Here is a 17,360-nt window from a genome sequence, read left to right as displayed (position 1 = left end):
CCTTCCTTCAATCGTCCTTGGGTGTGATACGCACCGGGATCCGCGTCACGGTAAGCGGGGCGGGTGCGGTCGAAAAGCTGAAATTCCGTGAGGCTTCGCCGGGTGGGGCGGCGGCAGCCTGGATGAATTCTTCCATCGGGTTGCTCGCGCCCCGGCTCTGCCCGTCATTGGCGAGACCGGTCAGCGCGGTGCGCGGTGCGCCATCTTCAGCCGGGGTGACCAGCACGATCACCTCTTCCAGAGCCACGCCATCGCCCTCATTCACCATCAGCATCCCGACCGGCACGGTTTCGTTGAAGTTGAGCCGGTTGGATGTGCCGGAGCCGGGGAAAATGGCGGTGATGGTGAAGCTCTTGTCGCGGTAGAGAACGGTCACGTCCTGCGCATTGCTGGATGTGTTGCGGATGTGCAGCCACAGTTGGGCGCAATGAGGCACAGTCTCGGGCGCAGGCCGGATCGGGGTGCCGGTTGCACCATCGCAGTCCGCCGGTATCATCTCGGCCTCCACCTTCACAGGCGGGCCGGACACGGTGAAACCTTTCTTGGCCCCCGCCTCGGCTTGGGTCAGCGCGGCCTCCAACCGCTGAACCTGAGCAAGGCGCGGCAATGCCTCTGCAAGGTCATGGGCTGAGAACCGTGGCGAAGAACCGGGCCCGTCCGGGTCAAGCACACCATCTGGACCGGTCACAGCAAGCTGGCCACCAGTCAGCACGAGCGCGCGGTCAGGCTGCTCAGCATTCCATGCGACGCCATCGACAAGTCCTTCGGCTTCAAGGCGCGCAAGTTCGTCCGCAATGGCGGTGTAGTCCTCGCCATCGGAGACCACTGGCGTGGAGAGCCGAAGCGGCACAGCCTCGGCTGGCGCAAGAGAGGTGACTTCGGCGTACTTGGCGCCCTGCGGCACGGCAGAGAGCGCGGCGCTGAGAGGGGTGAGCCCGGTGATGCTTGCGGTGCCAAGCGGTTCGCCGCCCGCCGCCGCTGCGTAGAAGGTGATTTCGCTGCCCTCCGTCAGGCCCGCGAGAGCCCCAGCCTTAAGCTCCCCATCCACCCGCAAGCGCGCATTGGCTTCGGCGCCACCAAAGACCGGAGCCGCCATGAAGGTGCCTTCACCATCAGGGGTTTGCGTGGCTGTTGCGGTCTCTTTGCGCATACCGTCCATCGTGGCGGTCAAGAGTTGCTCCCACGTGAGGTCAGGCGTCGAGGCCATGACAGTGGTGAGCACGCGCGTGAATTCGCCATACCAATTGGCCGGGTCGTCCGGGTCGCCATGCGGGTATTCAAAGCTGCGCTGGTCAGATTGCGACGAGTAGAGAAAGGCAAACTGTCCTTCTAGCGCCGGTGCAGGGCGGCTCTCAGCCGCCTCCATCGCTTCTGGGATGCCCAGCAGCGTGGGCTCGATGTACCGAGCCGCGCCCTTGCCGGGCATGGCCCGAAAGCCGGTGGCGGCATGGCAGGCATCGAGTACGGCAACAAGCGCCGCACCGCCTGACATGATCGCTTCGGCGGCGGCGCGCAGTTCATCATCGAGGATCGCGTTCTCAACCGCGCCCACCGTGCCCTTCCAGCCGGAGGCATCGGACGGCAGAAGAATTTCATCGTAGCCACCCTGATCGTCGCCATCGAGATCGGGCGCTTGCGAGCCGTGCCCGGAGAAGTAAAAGAAAACCGTGTCGCCCTCACCCGTCGCCTCGGCAGCCTCGGCAAGACCGTTGAGGATCGCCTCGCGGCGGGGCATCCCCACAACAACCCCCTCGGGCAGCAGTTCAGGCGCCGTGGTCAGCACAGTGATATACTCGGCGGCCACTCCGCGCGACATGAGCGTGCGTGCCATCAGCGCTACGTCATTCACCGGGCCGCGCAGGTCTGCATCCAGATACTCGTAGTCGCCCACCCCGATCAACAGGGCGCGGGTTTCGGCCGCCACGGGGGCAGCGCAGGCCAGCGCGGTGAGCGTGGCGAGGGAAAGGTGCCTGAGCGTCATGATGGCGATATTATTGGTGAAATCGCTCCGGGCAAGGCTCACGGGCGCTCATGACAGCAATTGACACACTTCCCTGCAGCCGCGCCCTGCGTTAGGCCCAACGCCATGGCCTACACCCTGCCCGACCCACTCTCAGGCACGTCCCTGCCCTTTGACACCGTAATCGACGTACGCTCACCCTCCGAGTTCGCCGAAGATAATGTGCCCGGCGCCATCTCGCTGCCGGTATTCTCCGACGAGGAGCGCGCCAAGGTGGGCACGATCTACGTGCAAGAGAGCCCCTTTCTGGCCCGCAAGATCGGTGCCGCAATTCTGGCCCGCAACGCGGCAGCTCACCTGGAGGGGCCACTGGCCGACAAAGATGGGGGGTGGAAGCCGCTGGTCTATTGTTGGCGTGGCGGCCAGAGGAGTGGCGGGTTCGCAACCATCCTCGGGCAGATCGGCTGGCGGGTGGAGAAAGTCGAAGGCGGCTACCAGAGCTACCGTCGGTCGGTGGTAAAGGCGCTCTACGAAGGCGAGTTGCCGCATCACGTGGTGCTGCTGGACGGGAACACCGGCACCGCCAAGACTGACCTCCTGCACCGGGTCGCCGAGCGCGGCGGGCAGGTGCTGGATCTTGAAGGGCTGGCCAACCACCGTGGCTCGCTCTTGGGCAATGTCGGCCCGCAACCAGCGCAAAAAGGCTTTGAATCCGCTCTGCTTCAGGCGCTGGCGCGGCTCGATCCGGCCCGGCCCGTGCTGGTGGAGGCCGAAAGCTCCAAGGTGGGCGAACTTCTGGTGCCGCCCGCGTTCTGGAAGCGGATGATCGAGGCACCGCGCCTCACCCTTGCCGCCGGTCTCGAGGATCGCGCCCGCTATCTCGCCCGTGTCTACGCCGAATTAGCGGCGGACGTGCCGGCCTTGAACGCACTCTTGGGGCAACTCACCCGGCTGCATGGGCGCGAGCGGGTTGCGAGCTGGCAAGCGATGGCAGCAGTCGGCGATGTGATGCAGCTTGCGGCAGAGCTTTGTCGCCACCACTACGACCCGCGCTACGCCAAGTCGCGCCGGTCAGACACGCCTAAAACCCGGCTCGAGATCACGCTGGACGAGGACGGCCTGAACCGTGCCGCCGACCGGATCGCGGCAGAACTCAAGGCGTAGCCTTAGAACGCCGAAGCTTCAGGGCCGCTCGCGCAGGTGATCCTCGGCGTCGGCAACGTTGATGTCGAGCGCATCCAGACCATCTTCGAGCATATCGGCCAGCTGTGGCTCGCCGCCAAGGTAGGTCTCCGTAGGCGAGGACTTCTCAGCCACTGCCATCCGGCGGGCCTCTTCGATATCATCGGCATCATAACTGCCGCGCCCGACCCACATCAGGGCCACTAGGCTCGACTGCTCATCTTCGTTCATGTCGGAGATGTAGTTGCGGGTCTGCACCCCGTCAGAGCCGTACTCGCGGGCCAGCGCGATAACGCGGACGATCTTGTGCATGGAAATGTCGAGCATGGCAGGGCCTCCTTGGCCTGAGAGTGCCAGCATAGGCGCGCGCTTTCCAGCCCTTGCACCGGCCCAGACCTGCGTCAAAGTTGCGAGCGAAAGAGCCGGTAGTAGAGCCAGTTCGGCATGAGCTGTGACACACGCACGAGCCAACCCCGCATGGTCGGGAAGCTCTTCTGGAACACGTCGTCGTTCATGTGCTCGAAAAGTTCCCGCGCGGCGGCCTCAGATGTCATCACTGAGGGCGGCAATGCTGCGGGCGTATCACCCTCGTTCAGCGCTTCAGGTTCGATCACGTGACCGGGGCAGGCAAGCTGCACCTGCACCCCTGTGTTGCGGAGCTCGGCATAGAGTTCTTCGGCAAGGTGCATGACGGCGGCCATGGAGGTTCCGTAGCCGATTTCACCCGGCAGGCCGCGATAGGCCGAGAGGCCCGCGACCAGCAGCAAGTGCCCCTTGTCGGCGTCCACCATCCCCGGCAGCACCGCGCCCACGGTGTTGAGCGCACCGTCGAGGTTACGGTCGATAACCTGCTTGATAGCGACCGTATCCCAATTACGGGCACCGTGGCCGCCCATCGCATCGGGCAGGTAGATCACGCCGTCGACCGCACCCACGCCCGCCGCTGCGACCTTCATCGCCTCGGCATCGGAGGTATCGGCTTCAACCGCCGTGGCCTTGCCGGGCAGCATCTCGGCCAGCTTCTTCATCGCCTCCGGCTCGGCGCTGGTGAGTGCCAACTCAGCGCCCACGCGGCTCAACTGATCGGCCAGCGCCCGCCCCAGAGCGGAGCTCGCACCGATGATCCAGTACTTCTTGCCCTGCCATTCGACCATGAAATCTCTCCTCCGTGGAAACGCCGCGTTCTGAAAATATGGGTGCGGGCAAAGTGATTCCATGCCGCCCCGCTCCCATTATAACGCGCTGGTAACCGGAGGGTTCACACTGGGCCTGAGATCACGCCTAATTTAATGCCATTGCCCTGCGATTGAGCAGCTTTCAGCTGGATGGCCCGGTCGCAGGGCTGCCAAGGGGAACGACCTGCGCAGGCTCTTCGGGAGCCAGCTCCTCGAAGTCGAAGGCATCGAGCCTGTGCGCCCGCTTGCCCGCCTTCTCGGCAGAGATCTTGATCTCTTCGATGTCCTTCGCCGCTTGCCCGAAGTGCCGGTCGAGATTGCCCACACGTGTGCCGAGCCTGTCCACATCGGCATGGAGCAGCGCCAACTCCTTGCGGATAGCCCCCGCTTGCTCGCGCATCCGGGCATCCTTCAGCACCGCGCGCATGGTGTTGAGGGTGGCCATACAGGTCGTGGGCGACACGATCCAGACCCGGGCCGCAAAGCCCTCGCGCACCACTTCGGCAAAGTTGGCGTGCAACTCGGCATAGACCGCCTCGGAAGGAAGAAACATCAGCGCCCCATCAGCGGTTTCACCCTCAACGATGTAGCGCTCGGAAATGGCGGTGATGTGGGTTTTCACCGCGGCCCTCAGGGCCCGACCGGCGGCAGCTTTCTCGGCATCGCTCGTCGCGGCGCGGAGTTGCTCGTAAGCCTCCAGCGGGAACTTGGCATCAATCACGATCGGGCCGGGCGGGTTGGGCAGGTGAATCAGGCAGTCCGCTCGCTTGCCGTTCGAGAGCGTGGCTTGCAGCGTGTAGCTGTCCCGCGGGAGCGCTTTGGAAACGATATCGTTCAGCTGGATCTCGCCAAACGCCCCGCGGGTCTGCTTGTTGCTCAGAATGTCCTGAAGGCCGAGCACATCGCCGGAGAGCTTCTCGATATTGGCCTGCGCCTTGTCGATCTGTGCCAGCCGCTCTGTGAGCTGGGTCAGCGAGGTGGCGGTTTGCTTGGAACTGCCCGCAAGCGTTTCGTTCACCTTTTCCTGCATGTCGTTGAGCGTGCGTGCTGAGTGCAGCGCGGTCTGGTGCAGCCGGTCGGCCACCTGAGCCTGAACCTCGGCCAGACGCGCCTCCATAGCAGCCACGATCTGAGCTTGGCCCGTTTGCTGGCTTTCGGAGACGGAAGCGATCCGCCCGCCAAGCTCATGCTGACCCTGTGCAAGCGCCTCGACCGCCTTTGAAACGGTGCCGATCTGTCCAGCCGCCTCAGCGGCTCGGCCAGCGCGGCGGACGGTGGCAATCAAGAGCCAAAGCAGGATCACGATGAGCAGCGCACCGGCCAGCACCGCGATCACGCGCGGGTCGGTCAGGGCGAAGGGCTGTCCACCAATCTCGATCATCGGCGCCCGAAGAGCCGCTCGATGTCGTGCAGCTTCAGCTCCACGTAGGTGGGCCGTCCGTGGTTGCACTGTCCCGAGTGAGGCGTCGCCTCCATCTCGCGCAGCAGCGCGTTCATCTCCTCGGCGCGCATCCGGCGGCCAGAGCGGATCGATCCGTGGCAGGCAACGCGAGAGAGGATGGCTTCGAGCCGCTCCTGCACCAACTGGCTCTCGCCGATGTCGTCCAGCTCGTCTAGCACATCGCGCAGCATGGCTTCGGCGTTGATCTCACCAAGAATCGCCGGGGTTTCCCGTACGGCAATGGTGCCAGGTCCGAAGGGCTCGAGGGTCAGTCCCATGCGGGTGAAGGTTTCGGCATGCGCCAAAAGGGTCGACGCGTCTTGCTCCGAAAGTTCAACGATCTCGGGGATCAGCAGCGCCTGCGCGGCAACGCCATTCGCTGCCATCTGGCGCTTGAGCTTTTCATAAACAAGGCGCTCGTGGGCAGCGTGCTGGTCAACGATGACCATGCCGCTCTCTGTCTGGGCGATGATGTAGTTCTCATGTACCTGCCCGCGGGCAGCGCCAAGCGGGTGATGGGTGAGGGTTTCATCCATGCCCTGCGGCGTTTCTTCGACCCGACCGGTCGGTGCCTCGGCAAACCCCATCGGCTCGACCACAGGCGTGGGCCAGCGGTAGTTCTGTGCGCGGTCCCGCGCGGCGAGGTCCATCTGGTAGATGCGGGGCGCCTCCGGCGCCTCGGCCCGTTCAGGCGTCATCGCACCAAGCACTTCGCCAGCGATGGTCGATGAGGCGCGATGACCTGCCTCGGCCAACGCATGCCGAATGCCGCTGACGATCAAGCCCCGCGCCACACCCGGCTCTCGAAAGCGTACCTCGGATTTGGCGGGATGTACGTTCACGTCCACCCGCTGCGGATCGACATCGAGAAAGAGTACCGCCGCCGGGTGGCGCTCACGGCTGAGATAGTCGGCATAGGCCCCGCGCAGGGCGCCGATCAGCAGTTTGTCCTTAACCGGCCGCCCATTGACGAAGAGGAACTGCGCAACCGAAGAACCCCGAGAATAGGTCGGTAGTGCGGCATATCCAGTGAGGTGAATGCCCTCGCGCTCGGCGTCGAGACGAATGGCGTTTTCTGCAAAGTCCCGCCCCAGAACTGTGGCAAGGCGACCGGCAAGCGCATCGAACAGGTCGCCCGATTGCGCATCAGCACGGAACGTGACACGCGGCTCGCCGCCGGATTCATCGCGCAGGGTGAAGCCGATGAACGGCTCGGCCATGGCGAGGCGTTTTACCACCTCGGAGATTGCCTGAGTTTCTGCGCGGTCCGACCGCAAAAACTTGAGTCGTGCAGGCGTGGCATAAAACAGGTCGCGCAGTTCGACCTGGGTGCCAGATGTGAGCGCAGCAGGTTTGACCGGGCCAAGCGTGCCACCTGCGCAGGCGATGCTATGCGCGTCGGTACGGGTGGGCCGCGACGTAATGGTGAGCCGCCCCACCGCGCCGAGCGACGGCAGCGCCTCGCCCCGGAAGCCGAAAGAGCGAATATCGAGAAGGTCAGAGCCGTCGATCTTGGAGGTCGCGTGGCGCGAGAGGGCAAGTGGCAGGTCTTCCGCCGGGATGCCGCAGCCATCGTCGGTGACCCGGATCAGGGTCTTGCCGCCATGAGAGATGCTGATCTCAATCCGCGTCGCCCCTGCATCAATCGCGTTTTCGACCAGCTCTTTCACCGCAGAAGCCGGGCGCTCCACAACCTCACCCGCGGCGATCCGGTTGATAACCGTCTCGTCGAGCTGCCGGATTTGCGGCGGGCTAGGGCTTATATTGGGCTTCGGCGCGTTCATGCTACTAGGGGTAGCATGGCGGTGAGCGATTCTGCGAGGGGGAATCTCGACGTGAGAAGGCTTGTTCGCGTGCCCTGCACGGCTTGCCGCGTCCTGCGTTTCAGCCTTTAGGTTTCACCGCCCCAACCAGCGGACCAAGCGGAAAGCCCGTGTCATGCCGTCCGACTTCTGGTGCAAAGAGGCGCGACACGGAGCCATCGAAATAGAGGGCGTTCGGTGTTCTGAGTCCGTCCCGAAAGAGCGTGCCAAACTCCCAAAACGTCACCGGCTCGTCGGAAATGACAAAGTGGATCGTACGACCATCGGCCTCCACTCCCACGCCATTGCGGAAGTGCCGGGAAGTGCTGTCCCGCAGAAAGCGCGGATGCAGCGCCCCGTCCAGCACCAGCATCGGGCCTGATTGCGATGCGTAGCGGCAGGCAGGTGTGTTTGCATCGTAAGCCAGCGTCTCCACAACAGCCGCCGACCCATCCATCAGGCAAAACACTCCATTGGGCACGAGGCCAAAGTTGCCCGGCCCCGGGTTGGTTACCAGTGGCGCAGTCTGGCGACCCTCTTCGAGGTAAAGGCCCACAGGGCTGCGGTCGTCGTGATACATACCCGCATTCATTGCGAAGGTCAGCTCGAGCCCATCAGCGGCCAGCATATCTTCGAGCCGGGCAAAACTACCGATCACCTTGCCACCGTTGCTGTGGAACAGACGGATGTCGTCGACCGCCGCATCCAATGTGCAAAGCGTGTAGGCGCGGCCCTCGTGGGCGATATCGCGGCAGGCGGGCGCCGCAGTGAGCGGCGCAGCGGTGAGCAGCGCCAGCAGCGGAGCGAGGAGGCGGTTAATCCTCGCCATCGTCCTCGGCCTCGACATCGCGGCGAACTCGCTCTTCCGAGAACATGCGGCGGGTGTCGTCCATGCGGTCGAAGGTTTCGTCGAGCTTGAAGCGCAACTCGGGCGAGAACTTCAGCGCGAGAGATTTGTTCACCGCGCGGCGCAGCTCGGAGCGGTTTCTGCGCAGCGCATCCAGGCCCTCTTCAGCATGAAAACCACCAAGAGGCATCACGTAGGCGGTGGCAACTTTCAGGTCCGGCGAGCAGCGCACCTCGGAAACGGTGATCGACATGCGGGCTAACTCATCGTCATGCACATCCCCGCGCTGAAGCACCTGGGCCAGCGCGCGCCGGATGGTTTCGCCCACGCGGAGCTGTCGCTGCGAGGGGCCGGGACCGTCATGAAACTTGTTCTTCGCCATGGGCCGGACATAGGGCGCGCACCGCCGTCACGCAAGCAGGCCTTTGCGCCGTGGCGCGGCGTCAGCTAAACGGAGCCGAACGTGAGAAGGACGATGAGCGATGATGGACGTGCCCGGGATCGTGGTGATGGGAGCCTCCGGCCGGATGGGGCGGATGCTGGTGCAATCGGTGCAGGAGAGCCCGGTGATGCGGCTCGCCGGCGCGCTGGAGCGCGAGGGCCACGAGTGGGTGGGCCAAGATGTGGGCGGGGCTATGGGTGGCGCGGCGCTTGGCGTTACGGTCACCGCGGACCCGCTTGAGGCAATGTCCAAGGCACAGGCGGTGATCGACTTCACCGCCCCTGCCGCCACTGTCGAGATGGCCGGGCTGGCCGCGCAGGCGCGAGCGGTCCACGTGATCGGCACCACCGGTTTGACCGACGATGACATCGCCAAGATCGACCTTGCCGCGCGCCATGCGGTTGTCGTGCGAGCCGGCAACATGTCTCTCGGGGTGAACCTGTTGACGGTGCTGGTGAAGAAGGTCGCGGCGGCGTTGGACGAGGATTTCGATATCGAGGTGGTGGAGAGCCATCACCGGCACAAGGTGGATGCCCCCTCCGGCACCGCTCTGATGTTGGGGGAGGCCGCCGCCGAGGGGCGCGGCCATGGGCTGAAGGATGTCTACGAGGCCGCGCGGGATGGCATCACCGGTGCGCGCAAACGCGGGCAGATCGGTTTCTCCGCCATTCGCGGCGGTGACATCATCGGCGAGCATGATGTGCTCTTCGCCGGGCCGGGCGAGCGCTTGACGCTCTCGCACAGCGCGACAGACCGGAGCCTCTTCGCCAAGGGGGCGCTAAAGGCCGCGCTCTGGGGGCAGGGGCGCAAGCCGGGGCATTACTCGATGCTGGATGTGTTGGGACTCGGCGAGGCGTGATGGGGCGGTGGGTGCCAACCCACCACTCAAAAGTCGATCGCGAGGCCCTTCTTCTCCCAGTCACCGTAGCGCACCGGCTCGGGGCCATCGCGGCCGCCCAGTTCTTTGGGCAGCTCTTCCGCCTTTGCAGCCTTTCGGCGCGCCTCTGCTTCGGCCAGGGCGCGTTGGGCTTCGGGGGGCAGGTCTGTTCGGTCGGTCATCTCGGCGCTCCTTGTCAGGGCTTGGCCTGTGATATAGCCCGCGAGGCACAACCGGAAAAGGGGAAGGCCAATGGCCGATGCGGCACGCGAGCTGGCGCTTTCATTCATCAAGGGTGTGCTGGCGCAGCGGATCATGATGTCAGAACTCGTGGCCGCCACGCAGGCGCCGCCCGAGGTGATGGCCCGTGCCCAGCGGCTGGCCAACGCCACGCTCCGCAATCTCGGCCCGGCAGATGCGGCTTTGAAGCCCTACATCAAAAAGGCCCCGCCCGCCCCCGTGCGCGATGTGCTGCGGCTGGCGACCGTGGAACTTCTGGCGCTGGGCGAGGCCGCGCATGGCGTGGTCAGCGAGGCGGTGAGTCTGACCCGTGAGGTCTCACCACGGGCAGCCGGCATGGCCAATGCAGTCCTGCGGCGCGTCGCGGAGGAGGGGCAGGCCGCATTTGATGCCGCGCCGCCGACGCGTATGGCCAACTGGCTGCGCGGGCGACTCGGAGCCGCGTACGGCAATGCGGTCGTGGCACAGATCGAAGCGGCCCACGGTTCGGGCGCCCCGCTGGACCTGAGCGCCAAGGGCGACCCGGCAGCGTTGGCCGAGGCCGTGGGCGGCACGCTCCTGCCCGGTGGATCGGTGCGCATCACCGGGCCAGCGCAGGTGTCGGCGCTTCCGGGCTTCGAGGAGGGCGCGTTCTGGGTGCAGGATGCCGCCGCCGCGATGCCCGCAAAACTGCTCGCCCCCCAGCCCGGCGAACGCGTGCTTGACCTCTGCGCCGCGCCCGGTGGCAAAACCATGCAACTCGCCGCCGCCGGTGCCGAGGTGACCGCGCTCGATCTCTCCGAGTGGCGTTTGAAGCGGGTCGATGAGAACCTTGCCCGCACCGGCCTGTCCGCCAATCTGGTCGCCGCTGACGCGCTGACTTGGACGCCCGAAGAGGCCTTCGACGCGATCCTGCTCGATGCCCCCTGCTCGGCTACCGGCACCATCCGCCGCCATCCCGACCTGCCGCATGTGAAAGACGGCAAGGGGTTGAAAGAGCTGTTCGCGCTTCAGGCGCAAATGCTGGAGCGGGCGATGGGCTGGCTCAAACCCGGTGGGCGGCTTGTCTACTGCGTGTGCTCACTGCTCCCCGAAGAGGGCGAAAAGCAGGTCGAGGGCCATGAGCTCATTCGACCAGAGGCAGAATGGATCGAGGAAAGCTGGCGCGCGGGCAACGGTCTTCGTCTGCGGCCCGATTTCTGGCCGGATCGTGGCGGGATGGATGGGTTCTACATGGCAGTTCTGCGCAAGCCCTGAGGGCAGATCTAATCGGCACCCAATCCGCCGAATGCCCCGCGCGTTCGGATCAGCAGGTGACACCCGCCGCCCGTGGCCTTATCCTCTGCCGCAACCAACAACAGGCCCGCAACGGGCAGCCCGAGAGCGCAATGGCAGGCATCCTCGCAAAGCATCCGTCCGCGAAATGGGCGCGCATGGCCAATCGGTTTCAGGCGCGGCTGGCAACGTGGTCGCGCCCAGCGACCGCCTTCACCAGCCACCCCGAACCGCGCACAATCGGCAGCTTCGCCAAGGGGCGGCAACTGGTGGCAGGCACCTACCTATTCGCCGGCTACCTCGTTGAAGCACAGGGAGACGAGCGTCCGATCTGGGATCTGCCTGCCCCCGCCCCCGAGTTCACCGAGGCGCTCATGGGCTTTTCATGGCTCGATGACCTCGCCGCCGTCGGCGACCTACGGGCGCGCAAGAGGGCGCAAGGGTGGACGTGGGTCTGGATCGAGCGCTTCGGGCGTGGCCGCGGCCCGGGGTGGACCCCCGATCTAACCGGCCGCCGCCTGATCCGCTGGATCAACCACGCGATCTTTCTGCTGAATGGCCGAAGCTCGGACCAGTCCGAAGCCTATTTCAGGGCGCTCGCCGGGCAAACCCGGTTCCTGTCCCGCCGATGGCGCTCCGCCGCGCCGGGCCTGCCCCGGTTCGAGGCTCTGACCGGCCTGATTTATGCGGGCCTCGCGCTGCAAGGGATGGAGGGTCACGTGGACCCGGCGCTGAAGGCCCTCTCCCGCGAATGCGACCGGCAGGTGGATGCGCAGGGCGGCATCCCAACGCGCAACCCCGAGGAACTGATGGAGGTGCTGACGCTGCTCACATGGGCGGTGCATGCACTTGTGGATGCGGACCACCCGGTGCCGCGCCCTCTCACTGCCGCCATCGCCCGGATCACCCCCACCCTGCGTGCCCTGCGCCATTCCGATGGCGGGCTGGCGCGCTTTCATGGCGGCGGGCGCGGGCTTGAGGGTCGGCTGGACGCGGCACTCGCAGCCTCCGGCGTGCGCGAGGGGCCGGGTGAGGGGCTCTCGATGGGATACGCCCGGCTGGCCGCAGGTCGCACCACGGTGATTGTCGACGCCGCCCGTCCACCCCGCGGCCCGGCCTCTGCCCGCGCCCATGCCTCCACCCTCGGCTTCGAGCTGACCTCGGGCCGCCGCCCGTTGATTGTCTCCTGCGGCTCAGGCGCAAGCTTCGGCGAGGGCTGGCGGCGGGCTGGCCGCGCCACGGCCTCTCACGCCACGCTGGCGGTAGAACGCTACTCCTCGTCCCGGTTGGCTCCTGCGGCTGGCCAGCGTGGCGAGTTTCTTGAAGACACGCCCGGGCAGGTAAAGGTGGAGCGCACCGGCGACTCTTCAGGCGCCCATCTTCTGGCCGGTCACGATGGCTACGCCTCCACCCACGGCCTCACCCATATGCGGCGGCTGGATCTTGACCCCTCCGGCCGTCTGCTCACCGGCACCGACACGCTCCGCGCCTTCACCGAAGACGCCCGCAAAGCCTTTGACGCGGCAATGACCCGGATGCAGCTGCAGGGCGTAAGTTTCACCGCCCACTTCCACCTGCACCCTGATGTGGATGCGACCGTCGACATGGGCGGCCTCGCGGTCTCGCTGGCGCTGAAGTCTGGCGAGATCTGGGTCTTCCGCTATTCCGGCAAGGCGGAGCTGTCGCTTGAACCTTCGGTCTACCTCGAACAGGGCCGGATCAAGCCCCGCGCCGCGCGTCAGATCGTTCTTTCTGCCAAAGTCCTCGATTATGGCCACGAGATCGGCTGGACCTTGGCGAAAGCACAGGATACCCCGCTGGCCATTCGTGACACGCTCCGCGATGACGATGATGAAGAGGACGCGGAGCAGGGCTGACCGAGGGGACCGATGCCGATGACCAACCTGCAACCCATCCGCCGTGCGCTGATTTCCGTTTCCGACAAGGAGGGGCTGGTCGAGCTGGCCGAGTTGCTGGCGCAGCGAGAGATCGAGATCCTCTCCACAGGCGGCAGCGCAGGCATGCTGAGAGAGGCTGGCATCGCGGTGAAGGACGTGGCCGATGTCACCGGCTTCCCCGAGATGATGGATGGCCGGGTCAAAACCCTTCACCCGGTCGTGCATGGCGGCCTTCTGGCCTTGCGCGACAATGACGAGCACCTGGCCGCGATGGACGAGCACGGCATCGGCCCGATCGACCTGCTCGTGGTCAACCTTTACCCCTTCGAGGCTACCGTGGCCAAAGGCGCCGACTACGACACCTGCATCGAAAACATCGATATCGGCGGCCCCGCGATGATCCGCGCCGCAGCCAAGAACCATGCCTTCGTAAACGTGGTGACGGACGTGGCGGACTATGCCGCGCTGGTCGCTGAACTAGACGACAACGATGGCCAAACCACCCTCGCCTTCCGCCAGCAGCTCGCCCAAACCGCCTATGCCCGCACGGCCGCCTACGACGCCGCGGTCAGCACCTGGATGGCGGACGCCATTGGCCAGCCCACCCCGCGCCGCCGCGCCTTTGCAGGCACGCTTGCCGCAACCATGCGCTACGGCGAAAACCCGCATCAGCAAGCGGCCTTCTACACCGATGGCACCGGCCGGGCCGGAGTGGCCACTGCCGAGCAACATCAGGGCAAGGCGCTAAGCTACAACAACATCAACGATACCGATGCCGCCTTCGAGCTGGTCTCCGAATTCGCCACAGAGGGCGGCCCGGCCTGCGCGATCATCAAGCACGCCAACCCCTGCGGCGTGGCCCGTGGCGCAACGCTTGAAGAGGCCTATCGCCGCGCCTTCGACTGTGACCGCACCTCTGCCTTTGGCGGCATCATCGCGCTGAACGGCAAGCTCGATGGCGCCACCGCGCGGGCCATCAGCGAGATCTTCACCGAGGTCGTCATCGCGCCCGACGCCGATGACGAGGCCAAGGAGGTCTTCGCCGCCAAAAAGAACCTGCGCCTGCTCACCACCGGCGCGCTGGCCGACCCGCGTCAGCCGATCCTGACCTATCGTCAGGTCTCTGGCGGCATGCTGGTGCAAGACAAGGACGTAGGCCATATCAGCAAGGATGAGCTGAAAGTGGTGACCAAGGTGCAGCCGACCGATGCTCAATTGGATGACCTGCTCTTCGCCTGGACTGTGGGCAAGCACGTCAAATCCAACGCGATCATCTACGTGAAGGACGGCGCGACCGTGGGCGTGGGCGCGGGCCAGATGAGCCGTGTCGATAGTTCGCGCATCGCCGCCCGCAAGAGCCTCGACATGGCAGAGGCGCTGGGCCTGTCCGAGCCGCTGACCAAGGGCTCCGTGGTCGCTTCCGATGCCTTCTTCCCCTTCGCCGACGGCCTCATGGCCGCGGTCGAGGCAGGTGCAACCGCCGTGATCCAGCCCGGCGGCTCGATGCGAGATGACGAGGTGATCGCTGCTGCCGATGAGGCAGGTATCGCCATGGTCTTCACCGGCATGCGGCACTTCCGGCACTGATCGGGCGGCACTCATGCGCACCCTCACTCTCTTCGCGGTCATCGCCTTCGTGATCGATCAGGCCAGCAAGTGGTTCGTCTTCCAGTGGCTGAACCTTTGGGAGCGCCAGCGGATCGACGTCATCGACCCCCTTCTGGTGTTCCGCCCCGGCATCAACGAGGGTATCAACTTCGGCCTCTTTGGGGGCGGCTCGGGCGCGCAGCGGGTGATCCTGATTGTGATTGCGCTGGTGCTCTGCATAGCACTGGCCGTCTGGGCGGTGCGCAGCTTTACCACCCGCCGCGCCTTCGCCTCTGCGGGCATGGTGATTGGCGGGGCACTGGCCAATGCGCTCGACCGCGTGCTCTTTCCTGGCGTGCTGGACTTTCTCAACATGTCCTGCTGCGGCATCTCCAACCCTTACCTCTTCAATCTCGCCGATGTTTTCATCTTTGCCGGGGCCTTTGGGCTGATCCTCTGGACCGGCGAGAAAAAGGCGGCTGACGAGGGCGGCGAAACACGTTAGAACGGGCAAAAGAACTGAGGGAAGCCGAGTGGTGTCAGGGGCAATGAAACGGGTTGAGGCAGCCGGGCGCGCTGCGCTTGTGCTGGCGCTCTGCGTGGGTGTGACCGCCTGTAGCCGCACGCCGGACCTGATGAACACGCAGCGCGGGCAGGATACGCCCGACGAGTTTGCCATCCTTCCCAATAAGCCGATTCAGCAACCCGAGAACTACCGCGATCTGCCTCCGCCCACGCCGGGCGGTAGCAACCGCGCCGATGCGACGCCGTTCAAGGATGCCGTCGCGGCGCTTGGCGGCAGCCCCGACCGCTTGAACCGAACGGGCGAGATCCGCGGTGAACCGGGCCTGATCGGTCACGTGACCCGCTTTGGCCTAGGCCGCGATATCCGCACCATTCTCGCCAAGGAAGACTACGAGTATCGCAAAAAGAATGACGGGCGCCTGCTGGAACGGCTGTTCAACGTGAACGTCTACTACAAGGCCTATCGCCCGCAATCGCTGGATCAGGAAGCCGAGCTGGCTCGCTTCCGCCGCGCCGGAGCGGCCACGCCCTCCGCCCCGCCCAGCGGCGAGTTTCAGTAGCCGTTAACCACGCTTCAGGCCGATGCGTGATACACCGGGCTTCACAACCCCGTTGCCCTACTTGCGCATATCCGCCCCATGCCTAGGGTAGCTCTCGCACTACACGAGAGGAGCGCTGATGCCCCCCATCCGCCGCGCCGGAGCCGCCCTTTTGGCGCTCCTTGCCTTCACTGCCCTGCCCGCCACCGCTGAAGAAGTCACCGCCTTTTCGCTTGAAAACGGGATGGACGTTGTCGTGATCGAGGATCACCGCGCGCCGGTTGTGGTGAACATGGTCTGGTATCGCACCGGCGCCGCCGATGAGCCGCCCGGCAAGAGTGGCATCGCGCATTTTCTCGAGCATCTGCTGTTTCAGGGCACCGACGATCTCGCGCCCGGCGAATTCTCCAAGGTGGTCGAAGATAACGGCGGCACCGACAACGCCTTCACCTCGTGGGATTACACCGGCTATTTCCAGCGTGTCGCCGCCGACCGGCTTGAGCTGATGATGAAGATGGAGGCTGACCGGATGGTGGACCTCCTGATCACCGAGGAGGATGTCGCAACCGAGCTTCAGGTGATCCTCGAAGAGCGCAACCAGCGGGTCGAGAACGATCCCTCCGCCCTGTTCGGCGAAGATCGTCGTGCCGCCCAGTGGATGAACCACCCGTACGGCATCCCGATCATAGGCTGGAAGCACGAGATGGAGGGGCTGACTCGGCAGGACGCGCTGGATTTCTACAAACTTCACTATTCGCCCAGCAATGCGATCCTCGTGGTGGCTGGCGATGTGACCCCGGAACAGGTGAAAGGGCTGGCCGAAACCCACTTTGGCCCGCTGCCCGCCAACCCTGAGATCAAGGCGCGCGCCCGCCCACAGGAACCGCCGCAAAGAGCAGCCCGTCACCTCAAGTTCTCCGATCCGCGCATCTCTCAGCCATATGTGGTGCGCACCTACCTCGCGCCGGAGCGGGACGCCGGCGCACAGCAGAAGGCCGCCGCGCTGACCATCCTCGCCGAGCTTCTCGGCGGCTCTCCCACCTCTTCGCTGATGGGTCGGATGCTCCAGTTCGATGAAAGCCTCGCCGTCTATTCTGCCGCCTTCTACTCGGGCGAGAGCCTTGATGACGGCCAATTCGGCTTCTATGTCGTGCCCGTGCCCGGGCGCTCGCTTGAAGAGGCGGAGGCCGATATCGACCGGGTGATCGAGGCCTTCATGGAAGAGGGCGTCGACATGGAGGCCTTCGAGAGGATCAAGATGCAGGTCCGCGCCTCTGAGATCTACGCCAAGGACAATCTGCAACGTCTGGCGCGCCGCTACGGCGAAGGGCTGACCTCCGGCCTAACGGTCGAGGATATTCAGGCTTGGCCGCACGTCCTTCAGGCCGTCACACCGGACGATGTGATCGCCGCCGCCCGCGAAGTGCTCGATATGCGCACCTCCGTGACCGGCTACGCCATGCGCACGCCCGACCCTGCCGCAGCGCCCGAGCCGGAGCCTGCCAGCGCCGCCGCGCCGGAAGTCGAGTCCGAGACAGAGATCGAAGCCAAGGAGATTTCGCAGTGACCTATCTCAAGCGTATCGCCTGCG

At 65.2% G+C, this 17,360-nt stretch carries 16 protein-coding genes; 8 read left to right on the top strand and 8 right to left on the bottom strand.

Features of this window, described 5'->3' with window-relative positions; all coding sequences use genetic code 11:
* Positions 1-7 precede the first annotated feature (7 nt).
* Entirely contained in the window at positions 8-1,981 is a 1,974-nt protein-coding gene (locus KUV38_RS16275) for a caspase domain-containing protein (RefSeq protein ID WP_222471264.1), read from the bottom strand.
* A gap of 105 nt (positions 1,982-2,086) precedes the next feature.
* On the opposite strand from KUV38_RS16275, the gene mnmH reads away from it, so the two are divergent.
* Complete coding sequence (gene mnmH / locus KUV38_RS16270; RefSeq protein ID WP_222471263.1) at positions 2,087-3,124, top strand: tRNA 2-selenouridine(34) synthase MnmH; 1,038 nt, start codon at positions 2,087-2,089, stop codon at positions 3,122-3,124.
* 18 nt (positions 3,125-3,142) lie between these two features.
* Here mnmH and KUV38_RS16265 read toward each other — a convergent pair whose 3' ends face one another.
* The 6 genes from KUV38_RS16265 to rbfA form a co-directional block, all read right to left on the bottom strand.
* A complete protein-coding gene (locus KUV38_RS16265) occupies positions 3,143-3,469 on the bottom strand; it encodes a DUF3775 domain-containing protein (RefSeq protein ID WP_222471262.1) in 327 nt (108 codons plus the stop codon).
* Positions 3,470-3,543: 74 nt separating this feature from the next.
* Entirely contained in the window at positions 3,544-4,296 is a 753-nt protein-coding gene (locus KUV38_RS16260; RefSeq protein WP_222471261.1) for an SDR family NAD(P)-dependent oxidoreductase, read from the bottom strand.
* A gap of 163 nt (positions 4,297-4,459) precedes the next feature.
* Positions 4,460-5,698, bottom strand: a complete 1,239-nt coding sequence (locus tag KUV38_RS16255; protein WP_222471260.1) for a DNA recombination protein RmuC — start codon at positions 5,696-5,698, stop codon at positions 4,460-4,462.
* Complete coding sequence (gene mutL, locus KUV38_RS16250) at positions 5,695-7,542, bottom strand: DNA mismatch repair endonuclease MutL (protein WP_222471259.1); 1,848 nt, start codon at positions 7,540-7,542, stop codon at positions 5,695-5,697. Before mutL ends, KUV38_RS16255 begins: the two co-directional genes overlap by 4 nt.
* A 100-nt stretch (positions 7,543-7,642) precedes the next feature.
* On the bottom strand, positions 7,643-8,389 hold the full coding sequence (locus KUV38_RS16245) for a phosphodiester glycosidase family protein (protein WP_222471258.1): 747 nt from the start codon (positions 8,387-8,389) through the stop codon (positions 7,643-7,645).
* Positions 8,376-8,789: a 30S ribosome-binding factor RbfA gene (gene rbfA, locus KUV38_RS16240; protein WP_222471257.1), complete on the bottom strand. Its 414-nt coding sequence runs from the start codon at positions 8,787-8,789 to the stop codon at positions 8,376-8,378. Before rbfA ends, KUV38_RS16245 begins: the two co-directional genes overlap by 14 nt.
* A 100-nt stretch (positions 8,790-8,889) precedes the next feature.
* On the opposite strand from rbfA, the gene dapB reads away from it, so the two are divergent.
* Positions 8,890-9,708, top strand: a complete 819-nt coding sequence (dapB, locus tag KUV38_RS16235; RefSeq protein ID WP_222471256.1) for a 4-hydroxy-tetrahydrodipicolinate reductase — start codon at positions 8,890-8,892, stop codon at positions 9,706-9,708.
* Between the two features lie 26 nt (positions 9,709-9,734).
* On the opposite strand, the gene KUV38_RS16230 is transcribed toward dapB, so the two are convergent.
* On the bottom strand, positions 9,735-9,908 hold the full coding sequence (locus tag KUV38_RS16230) for a DUF1674 domain-containing protein (RefSeq protein ID WP_222471255.1): 174 nt from the start codon (positions 9,906-9,908) through the stop codon (positions 9,735-9,737).
* 70 nt (positions 9,909-9,978) lie between these two features.
* Between KUV38_RS16230 and KUV38_RS16225 the strand changes: the two genes are divergently transcribed.
* The 6 genes from KUV38_RS16225 to KUV38_RS16200 all read left to right on the top strand — a co-directional run bounded on the left by KUV38_RS16225 (position 9,979) and on the right by KUV38_RS16200 (position 17,336).
* On the top strand, positions 9,979-11,202 hold the full coding sequence (locus KUV38_RS16225; RefSeq protein WP_222471254.1) for an RsmB/NOP family class I SAM-dependent RNA methyltransferase: 1,224 nt from the start codon (positions 9,979-9,981) through the stop codon (positions 11,200-11,202).
* A 176-nt stretch (positions 11,203-11,378) separates the two neighbouring features.
* On the top strand, positions 11,379-13,097 hold the full coding sequence (locus KUV38_RS16220; protein ID WP_261385393.1) for a heparinase II/III family protein: 1,719 nt from the start codon (positions 11,379-11,381) through the stop codon (positions 13,095-13,097).
* Between the two features lie 18 nt (positions 13,098-13,115).
* Positions 13,116-14,705, top strand: a complete 1,590-nt coding sequence (gene purH / locus KUV38_RS16215) for a bifunctional phosphoribosylaminoimidazolecarboxamide formyltransferase/IMP cyclohydrolase (RefSeq protein ID WP_222471253.1) — start codon at positions 13,116-13,118, stop codon at positions 14,703-14,705.
* Between the two features lie 13 nt (positions 14,706-14,718).
* Positions 14,719-15,210, top strand: a complete 492-nt coding sequence (gene lspA / locus KUV38_RS16210; protein ID WP_222471252.1) for a signal peptidase II — start codon at positions 14,719-14,721, stop codon at positions 15,208-15,210.
* A 43-nt stretch (positions 15,211-15,253) separates the two neighbouring features.
* On the top strand, positions 15,254-15,790 hold the full coding sequence (locus KUV38_RS16205) for a DUF3035 domain-containing protein (protein ID WP_222471251.1): 537 nt from the start codon (positions 15,254-15,256) through the stop codon (positions 15,788-15,790).
* A 118-nt stretch (positions 15,791-15,908) separates the two neighbouring features.
* Positions 15,909-17,336 carry a M16 family metallopeptidase gene (locus KUV38_RS16200; RefSeq protein WP_222471250.1) on the top strand — a complete coding sequence of 476 codons (1,428 nt, stop codon included), beginning with the start codon at positions 15,909-15,911 and terminating at the stop codon, positions 17,334-17,336.
* Positions 17,337-17,360 lie beyond the last annotated feature (24 nt).

Origin of the sequence: Vannielia litorea (assembly GCF_019801175.1) — a bacterium.
GTDB classification, from domain to species: Bacteria; Pseudomonadota; Alphaproteobacteria; order Rhodobacterales; family Rhodobacteraceae; genus Vannielia; species Vannielia litorea_B.
This window is presented reverse-complemented; position numbering and strand designations above follow the sequence as displayed.